Origin of the sequence: Acidovorax kalamii (assembly GCF_002245625.1) — a bacterium.
Lineage (GTDB): Bacteria > Pseudomonadota > Gammaproteobacteria > Burkholderiales > Burkholderiaceae_C > Acidovorax > Acidovorax kalamii.
Genome location: NZ_NOIG01000001.1, coordinates 397,067 through 415,060, shown reverse-complemented (window position 1 = coordinate 415,060; position 17,994 = coordinate 397,067). Strand labels below are relative to the sequence as shown.

General features: G+C 66.8%; 15 protein-coding genes. 7 read left to right on the top strand and 8 right to left on the bottom strand.

All coding sequences use genetic code 11. The features are described from left to right. Positions 1–107: 107 nt before the first annotated feature. Both CBY09_RS01875 and CBY09_RS01870 read left to right on the top strand, forming a co-directional pair. Positions 108–1,025 carry a LysR family transcriptional regulator gene (locus CBY09_RS01875; protein ID WP_094285918.1) on the top strand — a complete coding sequence of 306 codons (918 nt, stop codon included), beginning with the start codon at positions 108–110 and terminating at the stop codon, positions 1,023–1,025. A 105-nt stretch (positions 1,026–1,130) separates the two neighbouring features. After that, on the top strand, positions 1,131–1,412 hold the full coding sequence (locus tag CBY09_RS01870) for a VF530 family protein (RefSeq protein WP_094285799.1): 282 nt from the start codon (positions 1,131–1,133) through the stop codon (positions 1,410–1,412). A 35-nt stretch (positions 1,413–1,447) separates the two neighbouring features. Here CBY09_RS01870 and CBY09_RS01865 read toward each other — a convergent pair whose 3' ends face one another. The 4 genes from CBY09_RS01865 to CBY09_RS01850 all read right to left on the bottom strand — a co-directional run bounded on the left by CBY09_RS01865 (position 1,448) and on the right by CBY09_RS01850 (position 6,764). Then, positions 1,448–2,407, bottom strand: coding sequence for an alpha-E domain-containing protein (locus CBY09_RS01865; RefSeq protein ID WP_094285797.1), 960 nt, complete (start codon positions 2,405–2,407; stop codon positions 1,448–1,450). Continuing rightward, the gene (locus CBY09_RS01860) at positions 2,401–2,556 is read right to left on the bottom strand and encodes an alpha-E domain-containing protein (RefSeq protein WP_094285795.1); all 156 of its coding nucleotides are present in this window, start codon (positions 2,554–2,556) and stop codon (positions 2,401–2,403) included. The genes CBY09_RS01865 and CBY09_RS01860 overlap by 7 nt, the downstream gene beginning before the upstream one ends. 2 nt (positions 2,557–2,558) lie before the next feature. Beyond that, positions 2,559–4,106 (bottom strand): circularly permuted type 2 ATP-grasp protein, encoded by a 1,548-nt coding sequence (locus tag CBY09_RS01855; RefSeq protein ID WP_094285793.1) that lies wholly within the window; start codon positions 4,104–4,106, stop codon positions 2,559–2,561. Between the two features lie 87 nt (positions 4,107–4,193). Then, positions 4,194–6,764: a DNA internalization-related competence protein ComEC/Rec2 gene (locus CBY09_RS01850; protein ID WP_094285790.1), complete on the bottom strand. Its 2,571-nt coding sequence runs from the start codon at positions 6,762–6,764 to the stop codon at positions 4,194–4,196. A 152-nt stretch (positions 6,765–6,916) separates the two neighbouring features. Here CBY09_RS01850 and CBY09_RS01845 point away from each other — a divergent pair, with 152 nt between their 5' ends. Beyond that, positions 6,917–7,375 carry a RidA family protein gene (locus CBY09_RS01845; protein WP_094285788.1) on the top strand — a complete coding sequence of 153 codons (459 nt, stop codon included), beginning with the start codon at positions 6,917–6,919 and terminating at the stop codon, positions 7,373–7,375. A 252-nt stretch (positions 7,376–7,627) separates the two neighbouring features. Here the strand turns inward: CBY09_RS01845 and CBY09_RS01840 are convergent, their stop codons facing one another. The 4 genes from CBY09_RS01840 to CBY09_RS01825 all read right to left on the bottom strand — a co-directional run bounded on the left by CBY09_RS01840 (position 7,628) and on the right by CBY09_RS01825 (position 14,901). Next, entirely contained in the window at positions 7,628–9,394 is a 1,767-nt protein-coding gene (locus CBY09_RS01840; RefSeq protein ID WP_094285786.1) for a methyl-accepting chemotaxis protein, read from the bottom strand. A 276-nt stretch (positions 9,395–9,670) separates the two neighbouring features. Beyond that, on the bottom strand, positions 9,671–12,028 hold the full coding sequence (gene parC, locus CBY09_RS01835; protein ID WP_094285783.1) for a DNA topoisomerase IV subunit A: 2,358 nt from the start codon (positions 12,026–12,028) through the stop codon (positions 9,671–9,673). Further along, a complete protein-coding gene (locus CBY09_RS01830) occupies positions 12,025–12,870 on the bottom strand; it encodes a lytic transglycosylase domain-containing protein (protein ID WP_094285781.1) in 846 nt (281 codons plus the stop codon). Before CBY09_RS01830 ends, parC begins: the two co-directional genes overlap by 4 nt. A 48-nt stretch (positions 12,871–12,918) precedes the next feature. Beyond that, positions 12,919–14,901, bottom strand: coding sequence for a DNA topoisomerase IV subunit B (locus CBY09_RS01825; RefSeq protein ID WP_094285779.1), 1,983 nt, complete (start codon positions 14,899–14,901; stop codon positions 12,919–12,921). 130 nt (positions 14,902–15,031) lie between these two features. On the opposite strand from CBY09_RS01825, the gene CBY09_RS01820 reads away from it, so the two are divergent. The 4 genes from CBY09_RS01820 to dapA all read left to right on the top strand — a co-directional run bounded on the left by CBY09_RS01820 (position 15,032) and on the right by dapA (position 17,987). Further along, positions 15,032–16,249 (top strand): MFS transporter, encoded by a 1,218-nt coding sequence (locus CBY09_RS01820; RefSeq protein ID WP_094285777.1) that lies wholly within the window; start codon positions 15,032–15,034, stop codon positions 16,247–16,249. Positions 16,250–16,263: 14 nt separating this feature from the next. After that, positions 16,264–16,419: a hypothetical protein gene (locus CBY09_RS23805; protein ID WP_165773856.1), complete on the top strand. Its 156-nt coding sequence runs from the start codon at positions 16,264–16,266 to the stop codon at positions 16,417–16,419. An 83-nt stretch (positions 16,420–16,502) separates the two neighbouring features. Further along, positions 16,503–17,057: a class I SAM-dependent methyltransferase gene (locus CBY09_RS01815; protein WP_094285775.1), complete on the top strand. Its 555-nt coding sequence runs from the start codon at positions 16,503–16,505 to the stop codon at positions 17,055–17,057. A gap of 30 nt (positions 17,058–17,087) precedes the next feature. Then, positions 17,088–17,987, top strand: a complete 900-nt coding sequence (gene dapA / locus CBY09_RS01810; protein WP_094285773.1) for a 4-hydroxy-tetrahydrodipicolinate synthase — start codon at positions 17,088–17,090, stop codon at positions 17,985–17,987. The last annotated feature ends 7 nt before the right edge of the window (positions 17,988–17,994 follow it).

Here is a 17,994-nt window from a genome sequence, read left to right as displayed (position 1 = left end):
CACCACCGCACTGTTTCCAAAAGCTCAACAATCAAACGCTTGCTCGCGTGTGAGAATTCCTCAGCACCCACTGGTGGGTGCTGCAGTTTCAGATTCAAGGAGAAGCCATGGACCAGATACAGGCCATGCGCATATTCGTGCGGGTGGTGGAGGCCGGCACGTTCACCCGGGCCGCGGATTCGCTTTCGCTGCCCAAAGCCACCGTGACCAAGCATGTGCAGGCGCTGGAGGAGCGACTGCGCGTGAAGCTGCTCAACCGCACCACGCGCCGCGTGACCGTGACGCCCGATGGCGCGGCCTATTACGACCGCACCGTGCGGCTGCTGACGGACCTGGACGACATCGAGGCCAGCATGACCAACGCGCGCGCCAACCCGCGCGGGCGCCTGCGCATCGACGTGGGCACCTCGGTGGCGCAGTTGCTCATCATTCCGCACCTGGCGGAGTTCCATGCCCGCTACCCGGACATCCAGGTGGACCTGGGCGTGAGCGACCGCATCGTGGACCTTATCAGCGACAACGTGGACTGCGTGATCCGGGGCGGCGAGCTGAGCGACCAGTCGCTGGTGGCTCGGCGCATTGGCAACCTGGAATTCATCACCGTCGCGTCGCCCGACTACCTGGCACGCAAGGGCACGCCCTCACACCCGCTTGAGATCGAGGAAAAGCACACCAGCCTGCTGTACTTCTCGCCCCACTCCGGCCGGCACTACCCACTGGAGTTTCGCCAGGGCACTGAATCCATAGACATCTCGGGCCCCTACCAGCTGAGCGTGAACGAGGCCAACGCCTATGTGGCTTCACTGGTTGCCGGACTGGGCATTGGTCAGGTCACCAGCTATCAAGCCGAGCGGCATCTTCAAAACGGCACGCTGGTGCAACTGCTGCCAGAGTGGACCCAGCCCCTGCTGCCCGTGTATGTGGTCTACCCGCCCAACCGCCACCTGAGTGCCAAGGTGCGCGCCTTTGTGGACTGGGCGGCCGAGCTTTTTCAGCGGGAAGAACACCTGCAACGCAAAGCCTGACGCGCCCTGAGCAGCTTCGCGTCATCCCCCTGAAGGGATGCCTCCCGTGGCCACTCGGTGGCCCCGGGGGACATGTTCACGATTTCAGTCTGTATGCTTGGAGCCATGAGCACTTCAGAGACCCCGCCACCCGCCCCACCGGCCAGCAAGCCCATCCAGCCACGCAACCCCCTGCACGGTGTGACACTGGAGGCCATGGTGGTGGGCCTGGCCGACTACTTCGGCTGGGATGAGTTGGGGCGGCAGATTCCCATCCGCTGCTTTCAGATCGACCCCAGCGTGGGCTCCAGCCTCAAGTTTTTGCGCAAGACCCCATGGGCGCGCGAAAAGGTGGAGAGCCTCTACCTCTTCATGCTGCGCGACCAGCGGCGCAACGCGCAGGACTGACCCAGTCCCCGCGCCGCCCCACTTTCTGGGATGTCTCAGTCGCCGGACGTCACCAGAAAATCGCGGCTGATCCCGCCACCCAGGTCGTTCACCCGGTCCAGGAACTGCGTGAGGAACGCGTGCAGGCCGGTCGCCAGGATTTCGTCGATGCGGCCATACTGCAGGTCGGCCAGCAAGCGCCCTGCCCTGCGGCTGGTCTCGGCAGACTGGCCGTTGGCCAGTACGGCGAGGTTGTCCACCACCTCGCGCAGACAGGCGTGCAGCGAACGCGGCATGTCGCGGCTCAGGATCAGCAGATCGGCCACGCGGCCGGGCGTGATCACGTCGCGGTAGACCTTGCGGTACACCTCGAACGCCGACACGCTGCGCAGGATGGCGCTCCAGTGGTAGAAGTCGCTCTCCTGGTTGCGATCGCTGGGGCGGCCAAAAAAGTCGTTCTTCACGGCGTGGAACTTCACATCCAGCAGGCGCGCCGTGTTGTCCGCGCGCTCCAGGAAGGTGCCCATACGCAAGAAGTGAAACGCCTCGTCCTGCAGCATGGTGCCCAGCACCACACCGCGCGACAGGTGCGAGCGGTACTTCACCCATTCAAAGAACTGGCCCGGGTCGCGCTCGAAGGCGCCGCCTTCCAGCTGGCGGTGCAGCTCCAGCCAGGTCTGGTTCTGCGTCTCCCACACCTCGGTGGTCAACGCACCGCGCACAGCCCGCGCGTTCTCGCGCGCAGCACGCAGGCACGACAGGATGGACGAGGGGTTGTTGCCATCGCGCACCATGAACTCCAGCACATTGGCTGGCGTCACTTCGCCATGTTTGGCGGTGTAGGCAGGGATCAGCTCGCTGATGGACAGCAGGCCCTCCCAGCCTTTTTGCGCCACGTCGGCGGCCTGGGGCAGCAGGGAAGTCTCGTAGCTCACGTTGAGCATCCGGGCGGTGTTCTCAGCCCGCTCTGTGTAGCGGGACATCCAGAACAGATGGTCGGCGGTGCGGCTCAGCATGCGGCCTCCTTGATCGAGCAGGGCTGAGAACCCCGCACGCGCTGCGCACGCACGCGGTGTTGTGTCGAAAGCCCCATGGCATGGGGCTTTTCAGCCCGCTCTGTGTAGCGGGACATCCAGAACAGATGGTCGGCAGTGCGGCTCAGCATGTTCAGAGGCTCCCTTGCGATTGACTTTGCGACTGGCCTTGGCCCTGCGACTGAGATTGGGTTTGCGATTGGGATTGCACGGCCTTGGGTTGCGCTGCAGGCGTAACTTCGCCCAGCACCCAGGTGTCCTTGGTGCCGCCGCCCTGCGACGAATTCACCACCAGAGAGCCCTCCTGCAGCGCAACGCGCGTGAGGCCCCCAGCGGCCATCTGTACCTCGCGCCCGCTGAGCACGAAGGGGCGCAGGTCGATGTGGCGCGGGGCAATGCCACTTTCCACATAGGTGGGGCAGCTGGAGAGGCTGAGCGTGGGCTGGGCGATGTAGCCCGACGGGTTGGCAATCAGCGCGCGGCGGAAGTCCTCGATCTCGGCCTGCGTGGCGGCCGGGCCGATAAGCATCCCGTAGCCGCCCGCGCCGTGCACTTCCTTGACCACCAGGTCCTTGAGGTTGGCCAGCACGTGCTGCAGGTCGTCCTGCTTGCGGCACATCCAGGTGGGCACGTTTTTCAGGATGGGCTCTTCGCCCAGGTAGAAGCGGATCATCTCGGGCACGTAGGGGTACACCGATTTGTCGTCGGCCACGCCCGTGCCCACCGCGTTGCAGATGCCCACGTTGCCCGCGCGGTAGGCCTCCATGAGGCCGTAGCAGCCCAGCGTGGAGTTGGGGCGGAAGACCTGCGGGTCGAGGAAGTCGTCGTCCACGCGGCGGTAGATCACGTCCACCCGCTGCAGGCCGCGCGTGGTGCGCATGTACACAAACTTGTCCTTGACGACCAGGTCCTGTCCCTCGACCAACTCCACGCCCATCTGCTGCGCGAGGAAGGCGTGCTCGAAGTACGCGCTGTTGTGCATGCCCGGCGTGAGCACCACCACCGTGGGCTCGTCCGCAGCCGCCGGGGCACTGGCGCGCAGGGTTTCGAGCAGCATGTCGGGGTAATGCGCCACCGGCGCCACCTTGTGCAGGCTGAACAGTTCGGGGAACAGCCGCATCATCATCTTGCGGTTTTCGAGCATGTAGCTCACGCCGCTGGGCACGCGCAGGTTGTCTTCCAGCACGTAGTACTCGCCGTTGCCCTGGGCATCGGGGGCACGCACGATGTCGATGCCTGCGATGTGCGCATAGATGTTTTGCGGCACATGCAGCCCGGCCATCTCGGGCCGGTATTGCGCGTTGTTCAGGATCAGGTCGGCGGGCACGATGCCCGCGCGGATGATGTCCTGGCCGTGGTACACGTCGTGGATGAAGCGGTTGAGCGCCGTGACGCGCTGCACCAGGCCCTGCTGCATGCTGGCCCACTCGTGGGCCGGGATGATGCGGGGGATCAGGTCGAACGGAATCAGCCGTTCGTTGCCTGCACCGCCCTCGTCCTTGGCGCCGTACACGGCGAAGGTGATGCCCACGCGCCGGAAGATCATCTCGGCTTCGGCCCGGCGGGCCTGCATCACGTCAGGGGGCTGTTTGCTCAACCATTGCGCGTAGCGCTTGTAGTGTTCCCGCACATCGCTGCCATCAAACGGCAGCATGGCGTACATCTCGTCAAATTTCTGCATGAACGGGCCTCCTGCAAACAGGATAGCAAGTTGTGCGCCCACCCCCTTGGCAACAGCCCCTGGCGCTACTGCGCCATGCTTTCGCAATCAATCGCTCCGTGGCACCATGCTGTGCTGCCAGTAACGGCGGCCGGTGTCGCGTTCACACGCCACCGCATCGGGGGCCGCAGAAACCCAGGTGGCGGCCCCGCAGCGGGACGACTCCACCACGCGGATGTTGCGCTCGCGGTAGCGCTGCAGCACATCGGGCGCCGGATGCCCGAAGCGGTTGCGGTACCCAGCCTGCACCAAAGCGGTGCGCGGCCGCACAGCCTCCAGCAAGGCGGGCGAAGACGACGTCTTGCTGCCATGGTGGGGCACCAGCAGCAGGTCGGCCTGCAGCGCCGCACCCCGTGCAACCAGGGCCTGCTCCTGCGCGGCCTCGATGTCCCCCACCAGCAAAACCGAGGGTGCCTGGGCCCCGGCGGCCACCACGCGCAGCACGCAGCTCAAGGTGTTGGGGCGTGGTGGGCGGGGTGCCGGGGCGCCATCCCCCGCCAGCGGGTGCAGCACCTCGAAGGCCACACCATCCCACTCCCAGCGCTGGCCTGCAAGGCAGGGTCGGGCGGGCCGCAGGGCCTGCAAGCCGTGGTCGGCCTCAATGGAGCCGGTGAGTTGGGCCCCCGGCTGCTGCGCCAGCACCGCCGCTGCGCCGCCCGTGTGGTCGGCATCGCGGTGGCTGAGCATGAGCACATCCACCCGCTCGCCCAGTGCGCGCAGCAGCGGCACCAGCACACGGTGGCCTGCGTCGCTCTCACGGCTGAAACGGGGCCCCGCGTCGTACAGCAAGCTGTGGGTGGCTGTGCGCACCAGCACCGCGTTGCCCTGGCCGATGTCGGCCGCCAGCAGCTCAAACTGGCCCGGCGCAGGCCGCGCAGGCTGCCACCAGAACACCGGCAGCAGCAAAGGCAGCGCCAGCAACCGCAGGCGCCACGGCAGCCGCATGGCCAGCAGCGCACCACCTACCACGGCGGCCACGCCCGCCCACAGGGGTGCGGCAGGTAAAAACAGCACCGCCCCAGGCCACTGCGCCAGCCACTGCAGCCAGGCCGTGAGGGGCCACAAGCTCCAGGCCGCCAGACTCCACAGCGGCGCCCACACCACGCCGCCCAATGCCAGCGGCGTGACCACCAGCGTCACCCAGGGGATCGCCACCAGGTTGGCCACCAGCCCCACCACCGACACCTGGCCAAACAACAGCAGGCTCAGGGGCGTGAGTGCCAGCGTGACCACCCACTGCTCACGAAAAAGTGCATAAAAATGCCCCTTTGCACCTGTCCCATATGCCTTTCCAGCTATTGGATTAGCAGCAAACAGCACCCCCACCGCCACAAAACTCAGCCAAAAGCCTGCCTGCGCCAGCGCCCAGGGGTCTGCCACCACCACGGCGGCACAGGCCAGCAGCCACACATGGGGCCAGGGCCAGCGCCGCCCGCTCCACTGCAGCAGCGCCACGGTGCACAGCATGATGACGGTGCGCTGCGCGGGCACACCCCAGCCGCTGAACAGCGCATAGGCGCTGGCCAGCACCACCCCCGCCAGCAACGCCGCCGATGGCGCAGGCACCCACAGGCACAGGCGCGTAGAGCGCCGCCACAGCGCCCGCACCACCCCGGCCGCCAGCCAGGCAAACAGCGTGATATGCAAGCCCGAAATGCTCATGAGGTGGGCTACGCCCGTGGCGCGAAACATGTCCCAGTCCGCACGATCGATGGCGCGCTGGTCGCCCGTCACCAGGGCCGCCACCACGCCTGCGATGCGGGCGCGGCCGGGGTCGCTGGCTTCGTCTGCGCCCCGGCCCAGGCGGTCCAGGATGGCATCGCGCACGCTTTGGCGCGCCTGCTCCACGGGGTGCTGCCAGGTGGTGGCCTGGCGGCGTGGCGGCTCGTCCTTGGGGCCTGCGCGCACGTAGCCGGTGGCCTGTACGCCCTGCTCCCAGGTCCACAGCTCAAAATCAAACCCATGGGGGTTGCGCAGGCCGTGGGGCGCCTTCAGCCGCACCGTCATCTCCCAGCGCTCGCCCGCGCGCACCGGGGCGGGTTGGCGCTGCAGGTCCACCGCATCACCCGCATCGCGCACGAAGGCACCGCCATACCAGGCGACCTCGATCCGGGGCGGCAACTCCACCGGGCTGCCCTGCAGCCGCGCAGACAGCACCTCCAGGCGCAGCCGGGTGCCCGCCTCGTTGGTCTGCGGCATGGCCGACACCACCCCGGTCACGCGGATGTCCTGCCCCTCCAGCGCCGGGTCCAGGCCCTGCTGCAGATACGCCGTGGCGCGCAAACCGCTGACCGCCGCCATGGCCATCGCCCCGACCAGCAGCGCCAGCACCGCCGCCGCAGCAGCGCGCACGCGGGCATGGCGCACCGCCCCCGGGCGGCGGGGGCGGCTGGCGGCAACCCCGCACCAGCCCACCACCAGCGCGGCGCACAGCAGTGCGGCGTAGGCGCCAGCGCTCCACAGGCCGGGTTGCTGCAACTGCAGCGCCGCCCCCGCCACCACCCCCAGCAACAGGACGGGCAGCCGCCAAGGCGCCACGGGCTGCGGCCAATCGAGCTCCCCGGCCACACCCTCGGGGTGGGGGAAGGTAGTGGCATTAGAGGCGCTTATGGCGGGCATGGGCTGATGCTAATGCCGCACCGGGCCCGGGGCGGCTGGATTCGGCGCGCGCTGCTGTGTAACACTCGTCCCCGACCCGGCGCGGGGGTCCGCCCCGCCCTCTTCACTCCATTCACCATCTCTCCACCACCCACTCCAATCCGAGGAAGACCATGAGCGTTTACGACAAGCTGAAAGAACTCAACATCACCCTGCCCCCCGTGTCGGTGCCTGCCGCCGCCTACGTGCCCTATGTGCAGACCGGCAACCTGGTGTTTCTGAGCGGCCACATCGCCCGCAAGGACGGCAAGCCCTGGGCTGCACAGTTTGGCCGCGACATCGGCACCGAAGAAGGCAAGGCCGCCGCACGCGCCGTGGCCATCGACCTCCTGGGCACCCTGCATGCCGCCACCGGCGGCGACCTGAACCGCGTGCAACGCATCGTGAAGGTGATGAGCCTCGTCAACTCGACGGGCGACTTCACCGAGCAGCACCTGGTGACCAACGGCGCCAGCGAGCTGCTGGGCCAGGTATTTGGCGACAAGGGCGTGCACGCGCGCAGCGCCTTTGGCGTGGCGCAGGTGCCCATGGGCGCCTGCGTGGAGATTGAGCTGATCGCTGAGCTCGGATAACCCCCTGAGTCGCTGCGCGCCTCGGTGCGTCCGCCAGAGGCGGCCGCTCTTCGGACTCGTCCAAGCCTGCGCAGGCAGGCTTGGAGCCGCAGCCCTCAGCCCCCTCTCCCGCCTTGCTGCGCAATTCGGGAGGGGGACGCTCCCGGCGCACGCAAGTGAAGCGCCGCATCCGCAGCTTGGCGGCCCTTGCGCGGGAGCGCTGGCTTGAAGCGTGCCAGTTTCGACGGCCTGCTGCACAAGCCGCGCTGCGGTTTAGAACGACTCCCAGTCCTCGTCCGCGCCCTGGGCCAGGGCGGGTGCCGGGGCCTTGGCCTTAGCAGGCGTGGGTTTGCTGCCCGCAGGGGCTGCCTGGGCGATGCGGTGGGTGGCCGGTTTGCCTGCCATGGCGGTCTTGGCGGGCGCTGATGGCACGCGCGGGGCCTGGGGCGCAGGCTTGTGCGCCACATGCACGGGCGGCGCCACCCCGCCATAGGCGGCCCCGTTGACCTTGAACACTGACACCACCTGCGCCAAGTGTTCGGCCTGCTCGCGCAGGCTCTGGGCGGCTGCGGCGCTTTCTTCCACCAGCGCGGCGTTCTGCTGGGTCATCTGGTCGAGGTTGCCCACGGCCTGGTTGACCTGGGAAATGCCTGCGCTTTGCTCGGACGACGCGGCCGTGATCTCGCCGATCATGTCCGTCACGCTTTGCACCGAGCGCACGATGTCGTTCATGGTCGTGCCCGCATCGGCCACCAGGCGGGTGCCGGTTTCCACTTTCTCCACCGACGCGCTGATCAGCGTCTTGATCTCCTTGGCCGCCTCGGCACTGCGCTGCGCCAGGCTGCGCACCTCGCTGGCCACCACGGCAAAACCCCGGCCCTGCTCGCCCGCACGGGCGGCCTCCACGGCCGCATTCAGCGCGAGGATGTTGGTCTGGAACGCAATGCCATCAATCACGCCAATGATGTCCGAGATCTTCTTGCTGCTGTGGTTGATGTCTTCCATGGTGGAGACCACCTGCGTCACCACCGTGCCGCCCCGCTGGGCCACGCCCGTGGCGCTGGCAGCCAGGGTGCTGGCCTGGCGCGCGCTGCTGGCACTTTGCGCGATGGTGCTGGTGAACTCCTCCATGGCCGCCGCCGTCTGCTGCAGGTTGCTGGAGGTCTGCTCGGTGCGTGCCGACAGGTCGTGGTTGCCGGTAGCGATCTCGGCGCTGGCGATGGCAATGCTGTCGGTGCTCTGGCGCACCTGGTGCACCATGCGCCCGAGCGATTCGCTCATCGCGTACTGCGAGCGCAGCAGATCGCCAAACTCGTCGCCGCGCGTGACCGCGCCCTGCTCGCTCAAGTCGCCCGCAGCAATCTTGGCGGCCAGGTCGTTGGCCTGCGCCAGAGGGCGCTGGATGCTGCCGATCAGGTAATAGGCCCCGGCGATGATGGCCGCCAGCAGCACCGCCACGGCCACGGCCGCGATCTTCACGGTGAGCATGCGGGACGCGGCCATCTCGGCAAGGCGCGCCTCGGCCGTGCTCTGCTGCAGCTCCACAAAGTCGCGCAGGGTCTTGATGTAAGCGGCCACGGCCGGGTTGTAGGTCTGCTTGACCAGGGTCACGGCCTCGTCGGCCTTGCCGTCGGCCTTGAGCTGGCGGGCCTTGCCGCGCAGGTCGATCATGGTCTTGCGCGCCTCGGCAATCTTGGCCATCTGCGCCTTGTCGGCATCGGACAAGGCCAGGCTCTCCAGCGACTTCTGCACCTCGGTGATCTGCGCCGAGGTGGCGGCAATCACGTCCTTGAACTCGGCCTCGACTGCCGGGTCGCTGCTCACGATCATCGCCTGGGTGCGCGCGGCATTGGTCTCCGTCAGGCCCGCCCAGCGGATCGCGGTGCTCACGCGGGTCTGCATCTCGCGCGACACAACATCGGCCTCGGCCTGCACCTTGGCCGACCGGTAGGCAGAAAAACCCACCACCCCGGCCAGCATGACCACAATAAAGATGACGGCGAGCCACAGCTTCTGGGCGATGCGGATGCGTTTGAACATGATGGTCTCCTGTCGTTATGGGCGGCCCTGGCACCTGGGTGCCTTGGTGCCTTGGTGCCTGCTTGTCTGGCTGGCGGGCCCGGAAACTGGCGGCCCCATCGCCCCTGCCCCCACCGGCATGCGCGGGATCCGGGCGAGCGGCCACAGACCAGCACAGACATTCGCTTACATATGGTGCGCCTGATCGGGCATTTCGTCCAATCCGTAGCAACCCGTGGAAAACCATCGCCCATGAAAAAAGCCACCCGGAGGTGGCTTCTTCGTCAGGCCTGGGGCTTACTCCACCCGCGTCACCGCTGTGGGCTTGAAGCCCAGGTCCGCCGCCTTGCCCTTTCGACCGCGTGCGGCACGGGCATTGTTCAGGCTGCGGATCTCCAGCGTCTCATCCCGCTGCTTGCCGCCCCGGCCCACGCCGTCCAGGCGAATGCTGCGGGTGTAGGCCGCCGCGCCTGCAAGCTGGTCCTTGTCTTCCAGGTCGATCAGCATCAGGCCCCGGCCGCCGTTGGCCATGGTTTTCAGCTCGGTGATCTCGAACGTGAGGATGCGCCCGCCGGTGGAGGCACAGGCCACATGCGTGGCGGGCACCACCGGCTTGCTGCCTGTGCTGCCTGCGGCGTGCGAAGGCACGCACACGGTTTCGCCCTCGCCCAGGGTAATGAAGGCCTTGCCGCCCTTCTGGCGCGACACCATGTTCTCCACCGCCGCCAGGAAGCCGTAGCCGCCCGAATTGGACAGCAGCAGCGAGGCGTTGGCGGGCCCCGCAAAGTAGTGCAGCAGCTGCGTGCCGGCTTCCAGCTCAATCAGCGTGGTCACCGGCTGGCCGTCGCCGCGTGCGCCGGGCAGCAGCGACACCGCCACCGAATAGACGCGGCCGTTGCTGCCAAAGGCCAGCAGGGTATCGACCGTGCGGCACTCGAACGTGCCGTACAACCCGTCGCCCGCCTTGAAGGCAAAGCTGGCGGCCTCGTGACCATGGCCGGTGCGGGCGCGTACCCAGCCTTTTTGCGAGACGACCACCGTCACCGGCTCGTCCACCACCTTGACTTCGGCCACAGCCTTCTTTTCGGCCTGGATCAGCGTGCGGCGTGCGTCGGCAAAGGTCTTGGCGTCGGCCTCGATCTCCTTGACCATGGTGCGGCGCAGCGAGCCGGGGTTGTTCAGGATGTCTTCGAGCTTGCCCTGGCTTTCGCGCAGTTCTTTCAGCTCCTGCTCAATCTTGATGGCTTCGAGCCGCGCAAGCTGACGCAGGCGGATTTCGAGGATGTCCTCGGCCTGGCGGTCGCTGAGGTTGAAGCGTGCAATCAACGCGGCCTTGGGGTCCTCGGCCTGGCGGATGATGGCAATCACCTCGTCGATGTTGAGCAGCACCAGCTGCCGCCCTTCGAGGATGTGGATGCGGTCCAGCACCTTGTTCAGCCGGTGCTGGCTGCGGCGGGTGATAGTGGTCTGGCGGAAGGCGATCCACTCTTCCAGCATCTGGCGCAGCGACTTCTGCACCGGCTTGCCGTCCAGGCCCACCATGGTGAGGTTGATGGGCGCCGAGGTCTCCAGGCTGGTGTGGGCCAGCAGCGCGGTGATCAGCTCCTGCTGCGGTGTCTTGCCCGTCTTGGGCTCGAACACCAGGCGCACGGGCGCGTCTTTACTCGATTCGTCGCGCACCACGTCCAGCACGGCCAGCATGCTGGCCTTGAGCTGCGTCTGCTCCTGCGTCAGCGCCTTCTTGCCAGCCTTGACCTTGGGGTTGGTGATTTCTTCGATCTCTTCCAGCACCTTCTGCGTGCTCACGCCCGGCGGCAGTTCGTTGACCACCAGTTGCCACTGGCCGCGCGCCATGTCTTCGATCTTCCAGCGCGCGCGCACCTTGAGGCTGCCTCGGCCCGTGCGGTAGGCGTCCGCAATGTCGCCGGGGCTGCTGATGATCTGGCCGCCACCGGGGTAGTCGGGCCCGGGCACGATGGCCAGCAACTCGTCCTGGCTCAGCGAGGGCGTCTTGATGAGCGCCACACACGCATCGGCAATCTCGCGCAGGTTGTGGCTGGGGATTTCGGTGGCCAGACCCACGGCGATGCCGCTGGCCCCATTGAGCAGCGCAAACGGCAGGCGGGCGGGCAGCTGGCGCGGCTCCTCCGTGCTGCCGTCGTAGTTGGGCATGAAATCGACCGTGCCTTCGTCGATTTCGTCGAGCAGCAGGCTGGTGATGCGCGACAGGCGCGCTTCGGTGTAGCGCATGGCGGCGGCGCCGTCGCCGTCGCGGCTGCCGAAGTTGCCCTGGCCGTCGATGAGCGGATAGCGCTGCGCAAAGTCTTGCGCCATGCGCACCAGCGCGTCGTAGGCCGACTGGTCGCCGTGGGGGTGGAAGCGGCCCAGCACATCGCCCACCACGCGGGCGCTCTTGACGGGCTTGGCGGCAGTATTACGCGTGGGGCCGCTGTAGCCCAGGCCCATGCGGTCCATCGAATACAGGATGCGCCGCTGCACGGGCTTGAGGCCGTCGCACACATCGGGTAATGCACGGCCCTTGACGACCGAGAGCGCGTATTCGAGGTAGGCGCGCTGGGCGTAGCCCGCCAGGCCCAGGGAGTCGCCCCCGTCATCGCCTGCGGTCGTGAAATCAAGAGTGGGTTGGTCGCTCATTCGTTCGGAATCGTCGGTAGGGGTTCAAACGCGGTCTGCGGCGCGCTGCGGGTCTGTGCCACCTGGGTGGGCGGCAGGTTGCCCCGGTTCTGCGCACCGCCCGACAGCTCCATGCGCACACGGCCCGGCAGGGCGCGCTGTGTCAGCACGGGCGCTGGCGGCTTGAGCTGGGCATACAGGCCCAGCACGGTGCGCACATAGTTCTGGGTTTCCTTGAAGGCCGGGACCTGGTTGCCCGCCTTTTGCACGGCGCCTTCGCCCGCGTTGTAGGCGGCCACGGCCAGGTCCATGCGGCCGGGGAACAGGTCGAGCAGGTGGCGCAGGTAACGCGTGCCGGTGGGCACGTTCACGGCGGGGTCGGCCAGCTTTTGCTCCACCGTGCGCTTCTTGTCCGCACTCACGCCAAAGCGGCTGGCCGTGGCGGGCATCACCTGCATCAGGCCGATGGCGCCCTTGGGCGACACGGCGGTGGCATCAAAGCCGGATTCAGTGGCGATCACGGCCTGCAGCAGCTCGTAGTCCACGCCATGTTGGCTGGATGCAGCGCGCAGGTGGTGCTTGACGCGCTTGTAGTCGGGCGCAATGTCAAAAAACGCCAGCAGGCGCGCGCCTGCAGCAGGCAGCGCATAGGGCATGGGCGATGCATTGGCCGGAGCATCGCGGGTGGAGTCAAAGTCGTTGCCCCGGAAAAACAGCTGGTAGCGCGCATCGACCTGCTCGGCCGCAAAGTGCGTCACGCCGCGCTCGTCCACATGCGCCCACAGGTCTGCATGGGCGAATTGCTGCACAAAACATAGCAACAAACCCAATACAGATGCGCGGAAAGCACTGTTTTTATTCATATTTTTGCCACAGACAGCCAGTGGAGGCGTCGATTCGGTCACACCTTCCTAGATGTCGATCTCGACCGCGTCGCCATGCAGCTCCATCAGCTCGCGGCGCGCGGCGGCTTCGCCCTTGCCCATGAGCTTGGTGATGAGGCCTTCGGTGGCGGCAAAGTCCATGTCGCCCAGCTGCACGGGCAGCAGGCGGCGGGTGTCGGGGTTGAGTGTGGTTTCCCACAGCTGCTCGGCGTTCATCTCGCCCAGACCCTTGAAGCGGCTGATCTGGCATTTCTCGCGCGGCACGCCGTCTTTTTCGGCCTTGTCCAGGATGGCGGCCAGCTCGCCGTCATCCAGCGCATACATCTTGGCGGCAGGCTTCTTGCCCCGGGCGGGCACGTCCACGCGGAACAGCGGCGGGCGCGCCACGTAGATGTGGCCGGCTTCGATGAGCTTGGGGAAGTGGCGGAAGAACAGCGTGAGCAGCAGCACCTGGATGTGCGAGCCGTCCACGTCCGCGTCGGACAGGATGCAGACCTTGCCGTAGCGCAGGCCGCTCAGGTCGGGCGTGTCATTGGGGCCATGCGGATCCACGCCAATCGCCACCGAGATGTCATGGATCTCGTTGTTGGCAAACAGGCGGTCGCGCTCCACCTCCCAGGTGTTGAGCACCTTGCCGCGCAGCGGCAGGATGGCCTGGCTTTCCTTGTCGCGGCCCATCTTGGCGCTGCCGCCGGCCGAGTCGCCCTCGACCAGGAAGACTTCGTTGTGCGCGGTGTCGCGACTTTCGCAGTCGGTGAGCTTGCCGGGCAAAACGGCCACGCCGGAGCCCTTGCGCTTTTCGACCTTCTGGCCCGCCTTCTGGCGCGTCTGCGCGGCCTTGATGGCCAGCTCGGCGAGCTTCTTGCCGTATTCAACGTGCTGGTTGAGCCACAGTTCGAGCGCGGGGCGTACAAAGCCGCTGACCAGGCGCACCGCGTCACGCGAGTTCAGGCGTTCCTTGATCTGGCCCTGGAACTGCGGGTCCAGCACCTTGGCAGACATCACATAGCTGGCGCGCGCGAACACGTCTTCGGGCAGCAGCTTGACACCCTTGGGCAGCAGGCTGTGCAGTTCGATGAAGCTCTTGACCGCGTTGAACAGGCCGTCGCGCAGGCCACTTTCGTGAGTGCCACCCGCACTGGTGGGGATCAGGTTGACGTAGCTCTCGCGCATGGGCTGGCCGTCTTCCGTGAAGGCCACGGCCCAGGCGGCGCCCTCGCCTTCGGCAAAACTTTCGTTGTTGCGGTCGGCAAAACCCTCGCCCTCAAACAGCGGGATCACCGGGTCGCCGTTCAGCGTCTGCATCAGGTAGTCGCGCAGGCCGCCCTTGTACTGCCAGGTTTGCGTGTCGCGCGTCTTTTCATTGACCAGCTGCACCGTCACACCCGGCATCAGCACCGCCTTGCTGCGCAGCAGGTGGGTGAGTTCGCCCATGGGCAGGGCGCTGGATTCGAAATACTTGGCGTCGGGCCACACGCGCACCGAGGTGCCCTGCTTGCGCTCGCCCGCCTCCAGCGGGCGGGCCACCAGGGGCTCGACCACATCACCGGCGGCGAACACCAGGCGCGCCACCTTGCCTTCGCGGTAGCTGGTGGCCTCCAGCCGCGTCGCCAAGGCGTTGGTCACACTCACGCCCACGCCGTGCAAGCCGCCTGAGAAGCTATAGGCGCCGCCCTTGCCCTTGTCGAACTTGCCCCCCGCGTGCAGGCGGGTGAACACCAGCTCGATCACCGGGGCGTTTTCCTCGGGGTGCATACCGTAGGGGATGCCCCGGCCGTCGTCTTCGACGCTCACCGAGCCGTCGGCGTGCAGGGTGACCCGGATCTTCTTGCCATACCCGGCGAGCGCCTCGTCGGCGGCGTTGTCCAGCACCTCCTGGATGATGTGCAGGGGGTTGTCGGTGCGGGTGTACATGCCCGGGCGCTGCTTGACGGGCTCCAGGCCCTTGAGCACGCGGATCGAACCTTCGGAATATTCGCTGGCGGATGCAGAAGACGGTTTGGCAGACATAGCGGCGGATTGTAGTGCCGCCACTGCCCCGGGGCTGGATAAAAAGACAGTCATCCCACAGCCCTGGTGGCAACTGTATTGGTCGCGGGTGTATCAGCGCGTTTCACGCAATCTGGCTACATTCCTGCGCATGCATATGAATACTCCCAAACTGTCCATGTTCCAGGTGCTGGCCTGCGGTGCGGCCATCGTGACACTGTCCATGGGCATCCGCCATGGCTTTGGCCTGTGGCTGCTGCCCATCACGCAAGAGATGGGCTGGACGCGCCAGTCGTTCGCGCTGGCCATCGCCATCCAGAACCTGTCCTGGGGCCTGATCGGCATTTTTGCGGGCATGGTGGCCGACCGGTTTGGTGCGTTCCGCGTGCTCATGGGCGGTGCCGTGCTGTATGGCCTGGGCCTGGCAGGCATGGCGCTGTCGCCCACGCCCACGCTGTTTGCACTGACGGCAGGCGTGCTGATTGGCGCCGCGCAGGCGGGCACCACCTATGCCGTGATCTATGGCGTGCTGGGGCGGCAGATTGCGCCCGAAAAGCGCTCCTGGGCCATGGGTGTGGCGGCGGCCGCGGGCTCGTTCGGGCAGTTCCTGATGGTGCCGGTCGAAGGCTGGCTCATCGCGGGCCTGGGCTGGCAGCAGGCGCTGCTGGTGCTGTCGATGGCCGTGTTGCTCATCGTGCCCCTGGCCTTTGGACTGCGCGAGCCGGGCTTCCAGGGCGTGGCGCCGGTGAAGCGCGAGCAAACCATCTTGCAGGCGCTGGGCGAGGCCTTCCGCTACCCCAGCTTCAACCTGCTGATGGCGGGCTACTTTGTGTGCGGCTTCCAGGTGGTGTTCATCGGCGTGCACATGCCCAGCTACCTCAAGGACCATGGCCTGTCGCCCCAGGTGGCCAGCTATGCGTTGGCGCTGATCGGCCTGTTCAATGTGCTGGGCACCTACGTGGCGGGCACGCTGGGCCAGCGTTTGCCCAAGCGGTTCATCCTGGCGTTCATCTACTTCGCGCGCGCGGCGGCCATCACCGTGTTCCTCATCGTGCCGCTGTCGCCGCTGTCGGTGTATGTGTTCTCGGCCGTGATGGGCACGCTGTGGCTGTCCACCATCCCGCCCACCAACGCGACCATTGCGCAGATCTTTGGCGTGCAGCATTTGTCGATGCTGGGCGGCTTTGTGTTCTTCAGCCACCAGATCGGCAGCTTCCTGGGTGTGTGGCTGGGCGGTTATCTGTATGACGCCACGGGCAACTACGATATCGTCTGGTACATCGCCATCGGCCTGGGCGTGTTTGCCGGGCTGGTGAACCTGCCCGTCAAGGAAAGCCCCATCCAGCGCTCCGCCCCGCAACCCGCCTGACCCTGCCGCCCGCCATGCACACGCCCCATCCGCCCCCCAAACCCAGGTCGCGCGCCCTGCGCTGGCTGGGCGCGGCCGTGGCGGTGCTGCTGTGCCTGGCGGTGTTTGGCATGTACACCGTGCCCGAGTTCATGGTGATGCTCGCCGACCAGATGTGGGCCTGTTTCTGACGGCCGCATCGTGTGATTTCAAGGCTTTTTGGGGCCTTTGCGCGCGCTGAACAAGCCTTTATAGCTATAAATTAAATAGCACCATGCATGGCACTGAAGCTCCCTCCGCATGGGTCCGACGCTGGGCCCACCTGATTCCCCCCGGCAGCACGGTGCTGGACGTGGCCTGTGGCGCGGGCCGCCACCTGCGCTGGCTGCGCAGCCTGGGGCACCCGGTGGTGGGCGTGGACCGATCCGCCGAGGCCCTGGCCGCCTGCGACGGCCTGGGCGAGCTGCTGCTGGCAGACATCGAGAACGGGCCCTGGCCCCTGGCAGGGCGCCAGTTTGGCGCCGTGGTGGTCACCAACTACCTGTGGCGGCCGCTGCTGCCCACCATCGTGGACAGCGTCGCCGCCGGTGGCGTGCTGGTCTACGAGACCTTTGCCCTGGGTAACGAAACCGTGGGGCGCCCTGCGCGGCCCGAGTTCCTGCTCGCACCCGCCGAGCTGCTGGGCGCCTGCCAGGGGCTGCGCGTGGTGGCCTACGAAGACGGGTTCCTGGACGAACCCGCGCGTTTTGTGCAACGCATCACGGCCGTGCGGGAACTCCCGCAGGCTGGCAAGCCTTCCCGCCATCTTTTGTCCATCGCGGCTAGTTAGAATGCCCTTTTACCGTTTTTCACTGCGGACATGACCTCTTCCTCCGTGCCACTTACCGGCAGCATCGTCGCCCTCGTCACCCCCATGCACGCGGACGGCAGCGTGGACTACCCCACCCTGCGCAAACTGATCGACTGGCATATCGCCGAAGGCACCGACTGCATCGGCGTGGTGGGCACCACGGGCGAATCGCCGACGGTCAATGTCGAAGAGCACTGCGAGATCATCCGCGTAGCCGTCGAGCAGGCCGCCAAGCGCGTGCCCATCATGGCCGGCTGTGGCGCCAACTCCACCGCCGAGGCCATCGAGCTGGCCAAGTTCGCCAAGAAGGTCGGCGCCGACAGCCAGCTGCAGGTCGTGCCTTACTACAACAAGCCCACGCAAGAGGGCCAGTACCAGCATTTCAAGGCGATTGCCGAAGCCACGGGCGACCTGCCCATCGTGCTGTACAACGTGCCCGGCCGCTCGGTGGCCGATATGCAGCACGACACCGTGCTGCGCCTGGCCCAGGTGCCCGGCGTGATCGGCATCAAGGAAGCCACCGGCAACATCGAACGTGCCCAGTGGCTGATCCGTGAGGTTCCCCAGGGCTTTGGCGTGTACTCGGGCGACGACCCGACCGCCGTGGCCCTGATGCTGTGCGGCGGCCACGGCAACATCAGCGTGACGGCCAACGTGGCCCCGCGCCTGATGCACGAACTGTGTGTGGCCGCCCTGGCAGGCGATGCACGCCGCGCCATGGAAATCCAGTTCAAGCTGATGCCCGTGCACAAGAACCTGTTCGTCGAAGCCAACCCCATCCCGGTCAAGTGGGCCATGGCCCGCATGGGCCTGTGTGGTGGCACCATGCGCCTGCCCATGACGCCGCTGGCCAGTGGCAACGAAGCCGTTGTCGAAGCTGCACTGCGCAGCAGCGGCCTGCTGGCCTGATCCAACC

Bases quoted from the DNA above. Each gene is read 5' to 3' on its own strand.
- CBY09_RS01875 (WP_094285918.1), top strand. From the start codon at position 108: ATGGACCAGATACAGGCCATGCGCATATTCGTGCGGGTGGTGGAGGCC.
- CBY09_RS01870 (WP_094285799.1), top strand. From the start codon at position 1,131: ATGAGCACTTCAGAGACCCCGCCACCCGCCCCACCGGCCAGCAAGCCC.
- CBY09_RS01865 (WP_094285797.1), bottom strand. From the start codon at position 2,407: ATGCTGAGCCGCACCGCCGACCATCTGTTCTGGATGTCCCGCTACACA.
- CBY09_RS01860 (WP_094285795.1), bottom strand. From the start codon at position 2,556: ATGCTGAGCCGCACTGCCGACCATCTGTTCTGGATGTCCCGCTACACA.
- CBY09_RS01855 (WP_094285793.1), bottom strand. From the start codon at position 4,106: ATGCAGAAATTTGACGAGATGTACGCCATGCTGCCGTTTGATGGCAGC.
- CBY09_RS01850 (WP_094285790.1), bottom strand. From the start codon at position 6,764: ATGCCCGCCATAAGCGCCTCTAATGCCACTACCTTCCCCCACCCCGAG.
- CBY09_RS01845 (WP_094285788.1), top strand. From the start codon at position 6,917: ATGAGCGTTTACGACAAGCTGAAAGAACTCAACATCACCCTGCCCCCC.
- CBY09_RS01840 (WP_094285786.1), bottom strand. From the start codon at position 9,394: ATGTTCAAACGCATCCGCATCGCCCAGAAGCTGTGGCTCGCCGTCATC.
- parC (WP_094285783.1), bottom strand. From the start codon at position 12,028: ATGAGCGACCAACCCACTCTTGATTTCACGACCGCAGGCGATGACGGG.
- CBY09_RS01830 (WP_094285781.1), bottom strand. From the start codon at position 12,870: ATGAATAAAAACAGTGCTTTCCGCGCATCTGTATTGGGTTTGTTGCTA.
- CBY09_RS01825 (WP_094285779.1), bottom strand. From the start codon at position 14,901: ATGTCTGCCAAACCGTCTTCTGCATCCGCCAGCGAATATTCCGAAGGT.
- CBY09_RS01820 (WP_094285777.1), top strand. From the start codon at position 15,032: ATGCATATGAATACTCCCAAACTGTCCATGTTCCAGGTGCTGGCCTGC.
- CBY09_RS23805 (WP_165773856.1), top strand. From the start codon at position 16,264: ATGCACACGCCCCATCCGCCCCCCAAACCCAGGTCGCGCGCCCTGCGC.
- CBY09_RS01815 (WP_094285775.1), top strand. From the start codon at position 16,503: ATGCATGGCACTGAAGCTCCCTCCGCATGGGTCCGACGCTGGGCCCAC.
- dapA (WP_094285773.1), top strand. From the start codon at position 17,088: ATGACCTCTTCCTCCGTGCCACTTACCGGCAGCATCGTCGCCCTCGTC.